At 43.1% G+C, this 14,129-nt stretch carries 12 protein-coding genes and 1 tRNA gene; 11 read left to right on the forward strand and 2 right to left on the reverse strand.

All coding sequences use genetic code 11. The features are described 5' to 3' along the window. Positions 1–77 precede the first annotated feature (77 nt). Positions 78–154: transfer RNA gene (locus tag VHA01S_RS14915), tRNA-Met, on the forward strand. 581 nt (positions 155–735) lie between these two features. Here the strand turns inward: VHA01S_RS14915 and queG are convergent. After that, the gene (gene queG / locus VHA01S_RS14920) at positions 736–1,848 is read right to left on the reverse strand and encodes a tRNA epoxyqueuosine(34) reductase QueG (RefSeq protein ID WP_023405188.1); all 1,113 of its coding nucleotides are present in this window, start codon (positions 1,846–1,848) and stop codon (positions 736–738) included. Positions 1,849–2,048: 200 nt separating this feature from the next. Here queG and tsaE point away from each other — a divergent pair, with 200 nt between their 5' ends. The 10 genes from tsaE (at position 2,049) to VHA01S_RS14970 (ending at position 12,833) form a co-directional block, all read left to right on the forward strand. Next, positions 2,049–2,513, forward strand: a complete 465-nt coding sequence (gene tsaE / locus VHA01S_RS14925; protein WP_023405189.1) for a tRNA (adenosine(37)-N6)-threonylcarbamoyltransferase complex ATPase subunit type 1 TsaE — start codon at positions 2,049–2,051, stop codon at positions 2,511–2,513. After that, complete coding sequence (locus tag VHA01S_RS14930) at positions 2,510–4,195, forward strand: N-acetylmuramoyl-L-alanine amidase (protein ID WP_023405190.1); 1,686 nt, start codon at positions 2,510–2,512, stop codon at positions 4,193–4,195. Before tsaE ends, VHA01S_RS14930 begins: the two co-directional genes overlap by 4 nt. Beyond that, positions 4,192–6,216, forward strand: coding sequence for a DNA mismatch repair endonuclease MutL (gene mutL, locus VHA01S_RS14935; RefSeq protein ID WP_023405191.1), 2,025 nt, complete (start codon positions 4,192–4,194; stop codon positions 6,214–6,216). The genes VHA01S_RS14930 and mutL overlap by 4 nt, the downstream gene beginning before the upstream one ends. Further along, positions 6,209–7,141: a tRNA (adenosine(37)-N6)-dimethylallyltransferase MiaA gene (gene miaA / locus VHA01S_RS14940; protein ID WP_023405192.1), complete on the forward strand. Its 933-nt coding sequence runs from the start codon at positions 6,209–6,211 to the stop codon at positions 7,139–7,141. The genes mutL and miaA overlap by 8 nt, the downstream gene beginning before the upstream one ends. 163 nt (positions 7,142–7,304) lie before the next feature. Continuing rightward, entirely contained in the window at positions 7,305–7,565 is a 261-nt protein-coding gene (hfq, locus tag VHA01S_RS14945; RefSeq protein WP_021715018.1) for an RNA chaperone Hfq, read from the forward strand. A gap of 49 nt (positions 7,566–7,614) precedes the next feature. After that, on the forward strand, positions 7,615–8,904 hold the full coding sequence (hflX, locus tag VHA01S_RS14950) for a ribosome rescue GTPase HflX (RefSeq protein ID WP_023405193.1): 1,290 nt from the start codon (positions 7,615–7,617) through the stop codon (positions 8,902–8,904). 45 nt (positions 8,905–8,949) lie between these two features. Beyond that, positions 8,950–10,146, forward strand: coding sequence for an FtsH protease activity modulator HflK (hflK, locus tag VHA01S_RS14955; RefSeq protein WP_023405194.1), 1,197 nt, complete (start codon positions 8,950–8,952; stop codon positions 10,144–10,146). Between the two features lie 2 nt (positions 10,147–10,148). Beyond that, entirely contained in the window at positions 10,149–11,129 is a 981-nt protein-coding gene (gene hflC / locus VHA01S_RS14960; RefSeq protein WP_023405195.1) for a protease modulator HflC, read from the forward strand. Between the two features lie 66 nt (positions 11,130–11,195). Continuing rightward, positions 11,196–11,381, forward strand: coding sequence for a DUF2065 domain-containing protein (locus VHA01S_RS14965; RefSeq protein WP_023405196.1), 186 nt, complete (start codon positions 11,196–11,198; stop codon positions 11,379–11,381). Between the two features lie 138 nt (positions 11,382–11,519). Continuing rightward, complete coding sequence (locus VHA01S_RS14970) at positions 11,520–12,833, forward strand: adenylosuccinate synthase (protein ID WP_023405197.1); 1,314 nt, start codon at positions 11,520–11,522, stop codon at positions 12,831–12,833. A gap of 68 nt (positions 12,834–12,901) precedes the next feature. Here the strand turns inward: VHA01S_RS14970 and hmpA are convergent, their stop codons facing one another. After that, positions 12,902–14,086 carry an NO-inducible flavohemoprotein gene (gene hmpA / locus VHA01S_RS14975; RefSeq protein ID WP_023405198.1) on the reverse strand — a complete coding sequence of 395 codons (1,185 nt, stop codon included), beginning with the start codon at positions 14,084–14,086 and terminating at the stop codon, positions 12,902–12,904. Between the last annotated feature and the right edge of the window lie 43 nt (positions 14,087–14,129).

Raw genomic sequence — 14,129 nt, forward strand, 5'->3', positions numbered from 1 at the left:
CTCTCTTCTCCTTATCTTTTAAAATAATTGAGTAGAGAAGTAGTCTTTATCGTACTTTAACGGTAATACAATACGGACGCGGGGTGGAGCAGTTTGGTAGCTCGTCGGGCTCATAACCCGAAGGTCGTTGGTTCAAATCCAGCCCCCGCAACCAATTTAGGCGCTTAAAACGATTTCGAATTTAAGGTCTATACCTGCTCTATAACACTATGCTCTTCTTCCTTATTGTTACTTCCCTATAAAACGTTAGTATTTACAGTGTTTCTCACATTCAATTAAGAATTAACACACAGACTTATCCACAAAAACCAATCTGTGGATAACTTGGTTGATAAAAATATTACACACAGTTTTTTTAAGATCTTTTGTCAAGATCTAATGTCGTAACCACGTAATAGTAAAACACCTGAAAGCCATTAACCTATTGAAATAAAAGAATAAATTACAATATCTGTCGATCTATGCAATATAGTTATTCGATCTTTAATGTTGTTTTATTTGATCTTTATCATATTTCGTGTCTGTGTTTAACTTTAGACATTGCTTAAACGAGCCTTGCTTTATTTTCTTTTTCCACATTGCGCACCGACTTGCGACATTTCGCTAAGTTTGCGTCCTATTATGTTTTTATAAGGGAGTATTTGCGTAGGTTTATGGGGATTTATTCTGAGGGATAGGGCTTATCCAATATCTCATGCCTATAGCTGTTCATGGAGTGATACCAATCTCTGGCATTTAAGCATCTCGTGGCAGCCCTTTTTGTACTATTCTAATCAGTCGCTGTTGTTTTTTGGATGTGAACTCACTTTGTGAGTTAAGACGTTCAATGGCGTAGTTGATATGATGATCAAGTACCTCACCCATTCCTAATTTGCTCTCCAGTGCTGAGATAGCCTCGGCTGAGTAATTACCGTTTCCCATAGCAATAGACAAATTTCTTAACCATTGTAGATAGCCAATACGACGAATAGCTGAGCCTTCAAAGTTCTTCAAAAATTCAGCCTCACTCCATGCGAACAAAGACAGCAAATTACTATCTTCGATACTTTCTCGGCGATGGAAATCAGATTGTTCAGTAATGCTAGCAAAGCGGTTAAATGGGCAGACTAACTGGCAGTCATCACAGCCGTAGATTCTGTTTCCCATTGCATCGGATAGTTCGCTATCAATAATGCCGTCATACTCGATAGTCAGATACGAAATGCATCGTCTAGCATCGACAGTACCTTCTTCGACAATCGCCCCTGTTGGGCAACTGGTAATGCAGGATCGGCACTTGCCACACTGATTCTCTACTGGTTGATCAATCGGTAGAGGTAACCCAATCAACAGTTCTCCAAGGAAGAACCAAGATCCCGTATCGTCGTTTAACAGTAGTGAGTGCTTCCCTGTCCAGCCTAATCCCGCTTTCTCTGCCAATGGCCGCTCCATTACAGGAGCAGAATCAACAAAGGGGCGGTAGTTGAGTTCACCAAGTTCTTGTTCGATTTTCTGAGCCAAGTTCTTTAGTTTATTTCTCATTAGCTTGTGATAGTCTCGACCTAAAGCATAGCGGCTGATATAAGCCTCTGTTGGGTCACTGAGATTGCTCGCAAAGCGGGCTTCAGGGGGAAGGTAATCCAATCGCACACTGATCACTCGAAGAGTGCCAGGGTGTAATCTGTCGGGATATAGACGTTTATCTACATTACGCTCCATCCATTCCATATTGCCGTTATAACCCTTCTCCAACCATTGAGTTAAAGCTTGTTCACTTTTAGACAGATCAAGATCGGTAATCCCGACTTTTTGAAAGCCGAGCTCATTGCCCCAAAGTTTGATTTGTTCTGCTAAATGGTGAAGATTCATGGATTACGTCAATTAAAGGAATATAACCCTATTTTAGCGAATAAACGCACTAACAGGTAACATCGACAGTGCTTCCTTTATAGTTATAAATGAAATTTATTTGTTCATCGTCTCTCAAACAGGCGGGTTTACTCGACAAAACGCGCTCAGTAGAGATAATTAGAGCATTATTTATAAAATCAACCGAAGACCAACCTTTTATGACCCAGAAGCATTTCTCTCTTCAAGATGAGCACGATACGGTAAAACTTGGGGCAAAACTCTCAGCCCTATGCTCTGAGCAGACTACCATTTACTTACATGGTGATCTTGGGGCAGGCAAAACCACATTTAGCCGTGGCTTTATTCAGTTTATGGGTCATAAAGGAAATGTAAAAAGTCCGACTTATACACTGGTTGAGCCGTATGATTTACAACAATGGCAAGTGTATCACTTTGATCTTTACCGCCTAGCCGATCCTGAAGAGCTAGAGTTTATGGGGATTCGTGATTATTTTACGCCTGATGCTATCTGTTTGGTTGAATGGCCAGAAAAAGGTGTAGGTTTACTGCCTGAGGCTGATTTGGAACTTGATATTCGCTATCAAGGTACAGGACGAGTAGCGACTGTTACTGCAAACAGTGAAAACGGATTAACACTGATGAAAAAGCTGGAGCTAAATTGATTAAGAATTCAGTATGGGCGTTTACGTTGCTCTTTATTTCCTCTTTGTTTGCCACAGTGCAAGCCAATGAAATTAAAGACATTCGTATCTCGACGACCAGTAAGGAAACAAAAGCGGTTATTGATCTCACTAAAGCCGCTGATTACAGCTTTTTTACCCTAGGCAGCCCTGAACGCATTGTGGTGGATATCAAAAACGCCACCAATAGTGCCAAACTACCTAAGTCGGTTACTAAAAGTCCTCTTTTGAGCAAGGTAAGAGTCAGCTCTCCTCCAAATAAAAAGACCGTGCGCTTGGTGTTTGAGTTGAAAGGTAAAGTCTCGCCAAATGTGTTTAAGTTAAAACCGGGCAGTGGTTTTGGACACAGGTTAGTGGTGGATATACCATTAAATGGTCAACAGATAGCATTACAATCAACAGCCAAACCTAAACCTGTTGTTGTAACTAAAGCTAGTATTCCGTATCGCAAAGAAGTCTTGATTGTTATCGATCCGGGTCATGGTGGTAAAGATCCTGGCTCTATTGGTCCCAGCAAAAAATACGAAAAGCTCGTGACTTTAAGCATTGCGAAGAAGCTAGCCGCGCAATTAAATGCTGAGCCCGGTATCAGAACAAAATTAACCCGTACTGGTAACTACTATGTGCCACTCGATCAGCGCGTGGCGATTGCCGATAAATATAAAGCGCACTTATTTATCTCTATCCATGCGGATGCTTTCACTTCACCACGCCCGAGAGGCGCATCGGTTTTCTTCTTAAACGACCGTCGTAGAAATACGGAAATTTCCCGCTGGGTAGAAAACCAAGAACGTCAGTCACGCAAGCTAGGTGGCACATCGACGGTGACTAACCCAGATAGAATCGTAAACCATACCTTATTGGATTTGCAATTTACTATATCGAAACGCGAAGGTGAAAAGCTAGCGACTGAGATTTTGGGGGAGTTGAAAAAGGTCGCGCGACTGCATAAAGATAAACCGAGTGAAGCGAGTTTGGCGGTATTACGTTCTCCACAAATTCCATCGGTTTTGGTTGAAACCGGTTTTATTTCTAACCCAACCGAAGAGAAACTGCTGTTCCAACGTTCATATCAAGATAAGTTAGCCAGCTCGATAACTCGTGCGGTAGTGACTTACCTAAAAGAGAACCCGCCAGAAGGGACTGGCTTTGATAAGTCCGTTCCTCATCATCACGGAGTGTATGTTGTTCAACGTGGCGACTTTTTATCTAAGATTGCGAAAAATCATAAGGTTTCAGTTAGCGCCCTTAAGGCTGCCAATAACTTGAAAAGTGATACGGTAAAAGTAGGGCAAAAGCTCACTATTCCGGGGGTAAAAACAGCATCGACAACGCACTTAAATACGGTTGAAACTAAATCTATTACCCACGTAGTGAAGTCCGGAGAATACCTTGGCAAGATTGCCAAGCAGTACAAGGTTTCTGTCGCGGCCATTCAGCGTGAGAACAAATTAAAATCCAGCAAAGTACATGTTGGGCAAAAGCTGAAAATAACGGTGGCAGTGAAAGATGCTCCGATACGTAAGCATAAAGTTCAGCGAGGCGAGTTCTTAGGTAAGATTGCCTCCAAATACGGTGTTTCGGTCAGTAGCATTCGCAGTGCTAACAAACTCCGCTCTGATGAACTTGCCATTGGGCAAGTGCTGATTATTCCAAACCGATGAGTGAAATAAAAATTCTGCCAGCACGACTGGCCAACCAAATAGCCGCAGGAGAGGTGGTTGAAAGACCCGCTTCTGTGGTGAAAGAGCTAGTCGAAAATAGCATAGATGCTGGCGCGACTCGTATTGATATCGATATTGAGAAAGGCGGCAGTAAGCTGATTCGCATTCGAGACAATGGCAAGGGTATCATTAAAGATGAACTGCAATTGGCTTTGAGCCGACATGCCACCTCAAAGATCACTAGCCTAGATGACCTTGAAGCGATCATGAGCTTAGGGTTTCGCGGAGAAGCGCTCGCCAGTATTAGCTCGGTATCTCGCTTAACGCTCACTTCACGCACAGCAACGCAAGAACAGGCATGGTCTGCGTATTCTGAAGGGCGTGATATGCAGGTCAAACTGCAACCGACCGCGCATCCTATTGGTACTTCGGTTGAAGTGTTAGACCTGTTTTTTAATACCCCTGCCAGACGCAAATTCCTGCGTACCGAAAAAACAGAATTTACCCATATTGAAGAGCTATTAAAGCGAATCGCGTTAAGCTGTTTTCAGGTCACGATCAACCTTAGACATAATGGCAAGCTGGTTAAACAATACCGCGCGGCAAAAACCGATCGTCAAATAGAACAACGGGTGCAGTCGGTGTGCGGCAAGAATTTTGCCGACAACATGCTCAGAGTGGAACTGCAGCACCAAGATTTAAAACTGTATGGTTGGATAACCACACCATTGGCGGCTCGCTCACAAGGTGATTTGCAATATTGCTACGTCAATGGACGTATGATGCGCGATAAGTTAATCAACCATGCCATTCGTCAAAGCTACGAGCACACCTTAAGACCCGATCAATATGCTGCTTACGTGCTGTTTATCGAGATAGATGCGTATCAGGTGGATGTGAACGTACATCCGGCTAAACATGAAGTGCGTTTTCATCAAGGGCGTGTGGTGCATGATTTTATCTACCAAGCTTTGGTGGATGCATTAGCTCAATCACAGCAACTCGTCTCACAAGAAAGACGTGAGAGCGCTTATGCCACTCCTCATCCGGTTGTGGACAGCGATGAAATCCAGCCTGCTAGTACCTCTGGTGCTAGCGCTACAGAAGCAAGCCTTTCACAAAATGAAGCGCAAGCGATACAGCAGTCTCCGGCTTATCCAAATAAAGCACCGCAACCAAATTCTGGTTCGGGCTGGGGTGCTGATTCTGCTTCAAACTCAAGTTACAATGCAGGATCGAGTGGGCAGAGCGCGACTAAAAGAAGCGCTCCGCGACCTGAAAAATCGCAAGTAACCGAAAGAGAGGCCGGAGTTTACCAACAACTGATGACGGTAGATAAAGCCGACTCATCTCAACCTGATTTAGCGACGCAAAGCGTCAGTCACAGTGCCCGTATTGCACCATCAAAGGTAGCAAGTGAATCGAACACGGTCGGTACTGCTAGTCTTGCGCTGCCTAAGTCAGTGACGCAACTTGGCAAAGCACTAACGGTTGTCAATGAGCGTTACTTACTTATTAATACCAATGCAGGTTGTGCATTGTTGTCACTGGCCAGAGCTGAAACTTTAAAACTGCGTGGTCAGTTGTCCGTAGAACAAAGACAATTGGTAAAACAGCCCCTATTGATACCGCTAGCATTAAAAGTCAGCAGTGACGATATTGAGCAGTTAAAACAAATTCAACCTATGCTACAACGCTTTGCCATTCAGCTAATGTTTAAAGCGGGATCAAAAGTGATGATCATGGCGGTTCCTCAGCCTCTAAGACAACACAATTTACAGCAACTTTTTTCTCAATTACTGACTCAGTTAAGCCGTGGTCAAGCCATGTCGTTTGAGCAATTAAGCTTATGGCTTGCTTCTCAAGTGGCAGAGCAAAATAAGGTCTACACTTTATCTGAAGCTGTGCAGTTATTGTCTGATCTAGAAGGCGTGTCATTGCAAGGTCTAGACTTACAAGATACTCAACTTATTCAATTAGTGGATTTTTCCACACCAATTAAAGCGCTATTACATGAATGATAAATTGCCTTTGGCTATATTTTTAATGGGCCCAACGGCTTCAGGGAAAACTGAATTGGCGATTCGTTTACGCCGTCGCTTTCCTATTGAGCTAATCAGTGTCGATTCAGCCCTAGTGTACAAAGGGATGGATATAGGCACAGCAAAACCTACTGCCGAAGAGCAGGCAGCCGCACCACATCGTCTGATTGATATTATCGACCCTTCACAAGCGTATTCTGCGGCGGATTTTCGTCGAGATGCCTTACAGCTCATGCAAGAGATCACCGCACAAGGCAAAATTCCTATGTTGGTCGGTGGAACTATGTTGTATTACAAAGCTCTATTAGAAGGGCTTTCGCCATTGCCAGCGGCAGACCAAACCATTCGCGCTCAAATTGAACAACAAGCGCAAGAGAAAGGTTGGCAAGCTCTGCATGATGAACTCAGAGAGATTGATCCTGTATCGGCGGAGCGTATTCACCCCAATGATCCACAGCGTTTATCTCGAGCATTAGAAGTGTATCGCATTACCGGAAAGTCTTTAACTGAGCTCACTCAGCAAAAAGGCGAGCCGATTCCATACAATGTGAAGCAGTTTGCAATAGCGCCTCAAGAACGCTCTGAATTACATCGCAGAATCGAACTTCGCTATGAAAACATGGTGCAAGCAGGCTTTGAAGACGAAGTGAGAGCCTTGCATCAACGCACTGATTTACATGCAGAACTTCCCGCAATTCGTTGCGTGGGCTATCGTCAAATGTGGGGATACCTTGAAGGTGAATACAGTTTTGATGAAGCAATATTTAAAGGGATTTGTGCCACTAGACAGCTAGCGAAACGCCAAATTACTTGGCTTCGTAGTTGGGATGACTTAACTTGGCTTGATAGTCTAAATATCGATCAAGGAGTAGAAACTATCGCAAATGTCATAGCATCTAATTGAATTTGCTGTGTATAATATGATCGTTTTGCATAAACAATACCTCTACACGGAATGTAGTAATTTTTGAGGTATTGTATGGTTTAGCTAGGATGCGCAAGCAGTACAATTTTTCTACTGTCACTTGCTAAATAATTACAACAACATACTAATAAGGAAAATAACAATGGCAAAGGGGCAATCTTTACAAGACCCGTTTTTAAACGCACTGCGTCGTGAGCGAGTGCCGGTTTCTATTTATCTTGTCAATGGCATTAAGCTTCAGGGTCAAATTGAGTCTTTTGATCAATTCGTGATCCTTCTTAAAAATACTGTTAATCAAATGGTATACAAGCATGCTATTTCGACAGTAGTTCCTGCTCGTGCAGTAGCTCATCACAGTGGTAATGAACGTGCAGATCGCACTCAAGAGAAATCAGAAGACTAATTGAATACGTTACTTAATTATCAAAAAAATTGTGTAAGGAGCTTATCGCTTGTTTGACCGGTATGAATCAGGTGAACAGGCGATACTTGTTCATATTAACTTTACACAAGAAGGGGAGTGGGAAGACTTAGCCGAATTTGAAATGTTGGTGTCTTCTGCAGGAGTAAACAACCTGCAAACAGTAACAGGCAGTCGCCAAGCCCCTCATGCTAAATACTATGTGGGCGAAGGTAAGGCTCAAGAAATTGCTGATCTTGTTCAGCTACTTGATGCCGAGATCATTATCTTCAACCATTCTCTTTCTCCTGCTCAGGAACGAAATCTCGAACAATTGTGTAAATGTCGTGTATTAGACCGCACTGGTTTGATCTTGGATATTTTTGCTCAACGCGCTAGAACCCATGAGGGTAAGCTGCAAGTTGAATTGGCACAATTGCGCCATCTTTCTACCCGATTAATTCGTGGTTGGACTCACTTAGAGAGACAAAAGGGCGGTATTGGCTTAAGAGGGCCGGGTGAAACCCAGCTTGAAACCGACCGACGTTTACTCCGAGATAGAATCAAAGCCATCCTACGTCGTTTAGAAAAGGTAGCGAAGCAACGAGAGCAAGGTCGCAGAGCGAGAAAGCGTGCAGAAATTCCAACTGTCTCTTTGGTAGGATATACCAATGCGGGCAAATCCACTTTATTTAACCGGATCACCGAAGCCAGCGTTTATGCTGCTGATCAGCTATTTGCTACTTTGGACCCGACTCTACGTAAAATAGAGTTAGAAGATGTGGGTTTGGCGATTTTAGCGGATACGGTCGGATTTATTCGTCATCTTCCGCATGATTTAGTCGCGGCTTTTAAAGCCACTTTGCAAGAAACTCAAGAAGCTGACATTTTGTTACATGTTATAGATGCCAGCGACGAGCGTTTCAGAGAGAATACCCAAGCTGTCGATATCGTCTTAGAAGAGATCGATGCGCATGAAATCCCTGTTTTGCTTGTGATGAACAAAATAGACAACATGGAACAGCAATCTCCTCGTATTGAATATAACGAAGAGGGCGTACCGACCATCGTATGGGTTTCAGCGATGGAAGGCTTGGGTTTAGATCTACTGTTTCAAGCATTAACTGAGCGTTTAGCCAGTCAAATGGTCGAATATAGTTTGTGCATTCCGCCTTTACATCAAGGGCGTTTACGCAGTGTATTTTTCAATATGAAATCTATTCGACAAGAGGCATATGATTCAGAAGGCAACTTATTGATCGATATTCGTATGCAACAAGCCGATTGGGCTAGATTGCAAAAGAGAGAAGAAGCGCAGTTGGATGACTTTATAGTCATCTAAAAGACTGTTACTTTATAACGTCATATCTAGTGATGGAGATTTCTAATGGCGTGGAACGAGCCTGGAAATAATAATGGAAATAATGGCCGCGATAACGACCCTTGGGGTAATAATGATCGTGGTAAACAGCAATCCGGTGGTCGCAATCAAGGGCCGCCAGATTTAGATGAAGTGTTTAATAAGCTGAGTCAAAAGCTGGGTGGCAAATTTGGTAAGCGCGGTGGGGGTTCATCTTCTACCGGTGGTGGTGCAATTGGTTTTGGATTGATTGCATTAGTGGCTGTTGTCATTTGGGTTGGTTCTGGTTTCTATACCGTTGGTGAAGCTGAGCGAGGCGTAGTGCTTCGTTTAGGTAAATACGACCGTATCGTTGATCCAGGCCTAAACTGGCGTCCACGCTTTATTGATGAAGTAACCACAGTTAACGTTGAAGCCATTCGTGCACTTCAAGCTTCTGGCTTGATGCTAACGAAAGATGAGAACGTAGTAACCGTTGGTATGGGTGTTCAGTACCGAGTATCCGATCCATATAAATACTTGTTCCGCGTAACTAACGCTGATGACAGCTTACGTCAAGCAACAGATTCTGCACTACGTGCGGTAATCGGTGATTCATTGATGGACAGTATCTTGACTAGTGGTCGTCAACAAATTCGTCAAAGCACTCAAGAAACCCTAAACAGTATCATTGATAACTATGATATGGGTATTCAGATTGTTGACGTGAACTTCCAGTCAGCACGTCCACCAGAGCAAGTTAAAGATTCATTTGACGATGCTATTGCGGCGCGTGAGGATGAAGAGCGTTTCATTCGTGAAGCTGAAGCTTACAAGAATGAAATCTTGCCTAAAGCAACCGGTCGTGCAGAGCGTTTGAAGAAAGAAGCGCTTGGTTACAGCGAACGTGTAGTAAACGAAGCATACGGTCAAGTGGCTCAGTTTGAAAAACTACTTCCTGAATATCAGGCTGCACCAGAAGTCACTCGTAATCGTATGTATTTAGATACAATGGAAGAAGTGTACTCGAATACATCGAAAGTACTGATTGATTCTGACTCTAGTGGCAACCTACTTTACCTACCAATTGATAAATTGGCAGGCCAAGAAAGTTCAGCAACTAAACGTTCAAGTAAGTCATCGTCAACCTACGATAAGATCGAGTTAGATGCAGATAAAGCGAAAACAACTGCACCAGCGACTAACTCTCGTACAACAACGACTACTCGTGAAGGGAGATACTAGGAATGCGTAAGTTAATGATCCCAGTATTGGTGGTTGCACTAGCACTGATGCTAATGTCGGTATTTGTGGTCCCTGAAGGTGAGCGCGGTATCGTTGTTCGATTTGGTCGTATCTTAAAAGATAACAATGATATTTCTCGTATCTACGAGCCAGGTCTGCACTTCAAAATGCCTTTGTTTGATAACGTTAAGCGTCTAGACGCACGTATTCAAACTATGGATGGTCGTTCTGACCGTTTCGTAACGTCAGAGAAAAAAGACGTTATCATTGATTCGTACGTGAAATGGCGTATCGAAGACTTTGGTCAATACTACCTAGCAACAGGTGGCGGTAACGCACTGACTGCACAGGCGCTGTTAGAGCGTAAAGTGACTGACGTGCTTCGTGCTGAAATCGGTTCTCGTGAAATCAAACAGATTGTATCGGGTCCTCGTAACAAAGCCGTGTTACCTGACGAGTCAGAGCTAGACGATACAGTTTCTGAAGCAGCACGTGCTGCGGTAGAGATTGATGGTGAGCGTGACAAGATCATGTCTGTAGTACTCGACGATACTCGTCAAAGTGCGATGGATGATTTAGGTGTTCGCGTGGTTGATTTCCGAATGAAGAAAATCAACCTACCGGATGAAATCTCTGAATCTATCTACCGTCGTATGCGTGCTGAGCGTGAATCAGTTGCACGTAAGCACCGTTCTCAAGGTCGTGAGAAGGCTGAGATTATCCGTGCTCAAGCTGAGCTAGAAGTGGCAACAGTTCTAGCTGAAGCTGACCGTACTGCTCGTGTTACTCGTGGTGATGCAGACGCTAAAGCGGCTAAGATCTATTCTGATACTTACAGTAAAGATCCTGAGTTCTATAGCTTTGTTCGTTCATTGCATGCGTATGAGAAATCTTTCTCTGAGAAAGGGGACATCATGGTTCTCGATCCTAAGAGTGACTTCTTCCGCTTCATGAATGATTCAAACGGCGCACCAAAGAAGTAAACTAGATTAAAGTATTACAAAGGCTCCTGTTTAGGAGCCTTTTTTGTTGATAGAGGAATAGGCGTAATGTCGCAAGGAATTTGGATAGCCATTGGCTTAGTGTTGGTTTTAGAAGGCTTAGGTCCGCTGTTAGCACCTAATGCATGGCGAAAAATGATGGCACAAATGAGCCAACAGCCAGATAACCAGTTACGTAGGTTGGGCGGTTGTTTAGTCGTTGCTGGAGCTGTGATCACTTTTATGTTGCTGTAAAGGTGGGCAACTTAGGGTTTTACACTGAACTTAATTTGAATATCTCTAATTATTTTATAGCGAGTGCTTAAAAAATGACTGCAAATTTAATTTTTCGGTGCTAAAATCCTTTTTTAACTAGCAATCAGAATCGGAAAGATGGGAAATAACGTAGTTGTTTTAGGCACCCAATGGGGTGACGAAGGTAAAGGTAAAATCGTTGACCTTTTAACTGAAGATGCAAAGTATGTGGTGCGCTATCAAGGCGGTCACAATGCAGGCCACACTCTAGTTATTGACGGTGAAAAAACCGTTTTACACTTAATTCCATCAGGCATCTTACGCGATAATGTTAAATGCATTATTGGTAACGGTGTTGTACTTTCTCCGGAAGCCCTTCTAAATGAAATGAAGCCTCTTGAAGAGCGCGGAATTCCAGTACGCGAGCGTCTATTCATTTCAGAAGCGTGTCCGTTAATTCTTCCTTACCACATCGCTATTGACCAAGCTCGTGAGCTTGCTCTTGGTAAAAAAGCTATCGGTACAACCGGTCGTGGTATTGGTCCAGCATACGAAGATAAAGTTGCTCGTCGCGGTCTACGCGTTGGCGACCTATTCGATAAAGCAGCATTCGCTGAGAAACTAAAAGTAATTATGGAATTCCATAATTTCCAATTAGAACATTTCTACAAAACAGACACAGTAAGCTACGAAGAAGTGCTTGAGCAAGCGATGAGCTATGCTGACCTTCTAACGTCTCTTGTTATCGATGTGACTGATGAGCTAGATGCTGCTCGTAAACGTGGTGATAAAATCATGTTTGAAGGTGCACAAGGTACTCTTCTAGACATCGACCACGGTACTTACCCGTACGTAACTTCTTCAAACACTACTGCTGGTGGCGTAGCCGCTGGTTCTGGTTTTGGTCCACGTCATATCGGTTACATTCTAGGTATTGCAAAAGCTTACTGTACTCGTGTTGGTTCAGGTCCATTCCCAACAGAATTGTACGATGGTCTAGAAAAACAAGATCCTATCGGCAAACACCTAGGTGAAGTGGGTAATGAGTTTGGCGCAACAACTGGACGCCTACGCCGTACTGGTTGGTTTGATGCTGTTGCAATGCGTCGTGCTGTACAAATCAACTCAATCTCAGGCTTCTGTCTAACTAAACTAGACGTACTTGATGGTCTTGAAGAGCTAAAAATCTGTATTGGCTACAAGATGAAAGACGGTTCTGTACTAGAAGTTTCTCCAATGGCTGCTGAAGCATTTGAAGAAGCAACGCCTATCTACGAAACCGTACCTGGTTGGTCTGAAAATACCTTTGGTGCTACATCTCTTGAGCAATTGCCACAAGCAGCTCTAGATTACATCAAACGTATTGAAGAACTAACAGGCGTGCCTATCGATATCATCTCGACTGGCCCTGATCGTAACGAGACTATGATTAAGGTTCACCCATTTAACTAATCATTAAATGATTGACCTTAAATAAAAAAACCGGCTTTCGCCGGTTTTTTTGTGATTGGTATAATGGATTAAAGCACTTTATGTGGACCGAAACACTCGTAGTGAAGTTGGTCTTTATCAAAGCCAAGTTTAACCAATTGTTCTGCTGCAAATTGCATGAAAGGAACAGGACCACAGAAATACACTTCGGCATTGCTTGGTAGTTGTTGTTGGTTTAGCTGAGACAGATCAATCAAGCCTTCAAATTGGAAATCTTCTGCTTGTTTATCACTTTCTAGTGGTGCGCGGTACCAAGTGAACTGCTGTAGATTGCTGTGTTTGTTACACAGTTCAGTGACGTGATCTTTAAAAGCGTGTTGTTCGCCATTTTCAGCCGCATGTAACCAAGTCACTGCTTTATCAGAACCTTGCAGTGCTTCTAGCATAGATAGCATAGGGGTAAGGCCAACACCGGCAGAAACCAGTACCATAGGTTTATCTGATTGGGCTTGCAAGAAGAAGTCACCCGCCGGTGGCGCGACTTTAATGATGTCACCTTGTTGTAGGTCATCATGTAAGAAGTTAGACACTCGTCCTTCGCCATCACGTTTTACTGAGATACGGTAAGTTTTGCCATTTGGCGCAGCAGAAAGGCTGTATTGACGAATTTCTTGGTTTTCAAATTTCTCAGTATTGATGTAAATACCTAGGTATTGTCCAGGATTGAAATCCATTACCGCTTTGCCATCAGTAGGCTGTAGTACAAAGCTAGTAATAACTGAACTCTCTTGCGTTTTTTCGATAACTTCGAAATCTCTCAGTCCACGCCAACCGCCAGTGTGTTGTTCGTTATCAACATAAATGTCTTCTTCACGTTGAATAAAGATATTCGCTAATACGCCGTACGCTTCACCCCAAGCATCTAGCACTTCTTGACCAGGAGAAAAAAGTTCATCAATCGTTGCTAGAAGGTGGCCACCAACAATGTTGTATTGTTCTGCCGTGATCATAAAGCTAGTGTGTTTTTGTGCAATTTTTTCTACTACAGGTAATAGAGCACCGAGATTATCAATATTAGCTGCGTAACCACAAATGGCATTGAATAGCGCTTCTCTTTGATCGCCATTGCGTTGGTTACTCATGTTGAATACATCTTTTAACTCTGGATTGTGAGCAAACATACGGTCATAGAAATGAGCGGTTAATTTAGGGCCAGTTTCTGCTAGAAGAGGAGCAGTGGCTTTAACTGTATCGATCGTCTTTTGTTCCAACATCTTAGTATTCCATTTAAAGGTGTATTTTATATTCATGTTCAGT

Source organism: Vibrio halioticoli NBRC 102217 (assembly GCF_000496695.1).
GTDB classification, from domain to species: domain Bacteria; phylum Pseudomonadota; class Gammaproteobacteria; order Enterobacterales; family Vibrionaceae; genus Vibrio; species Vibrio halioticoli.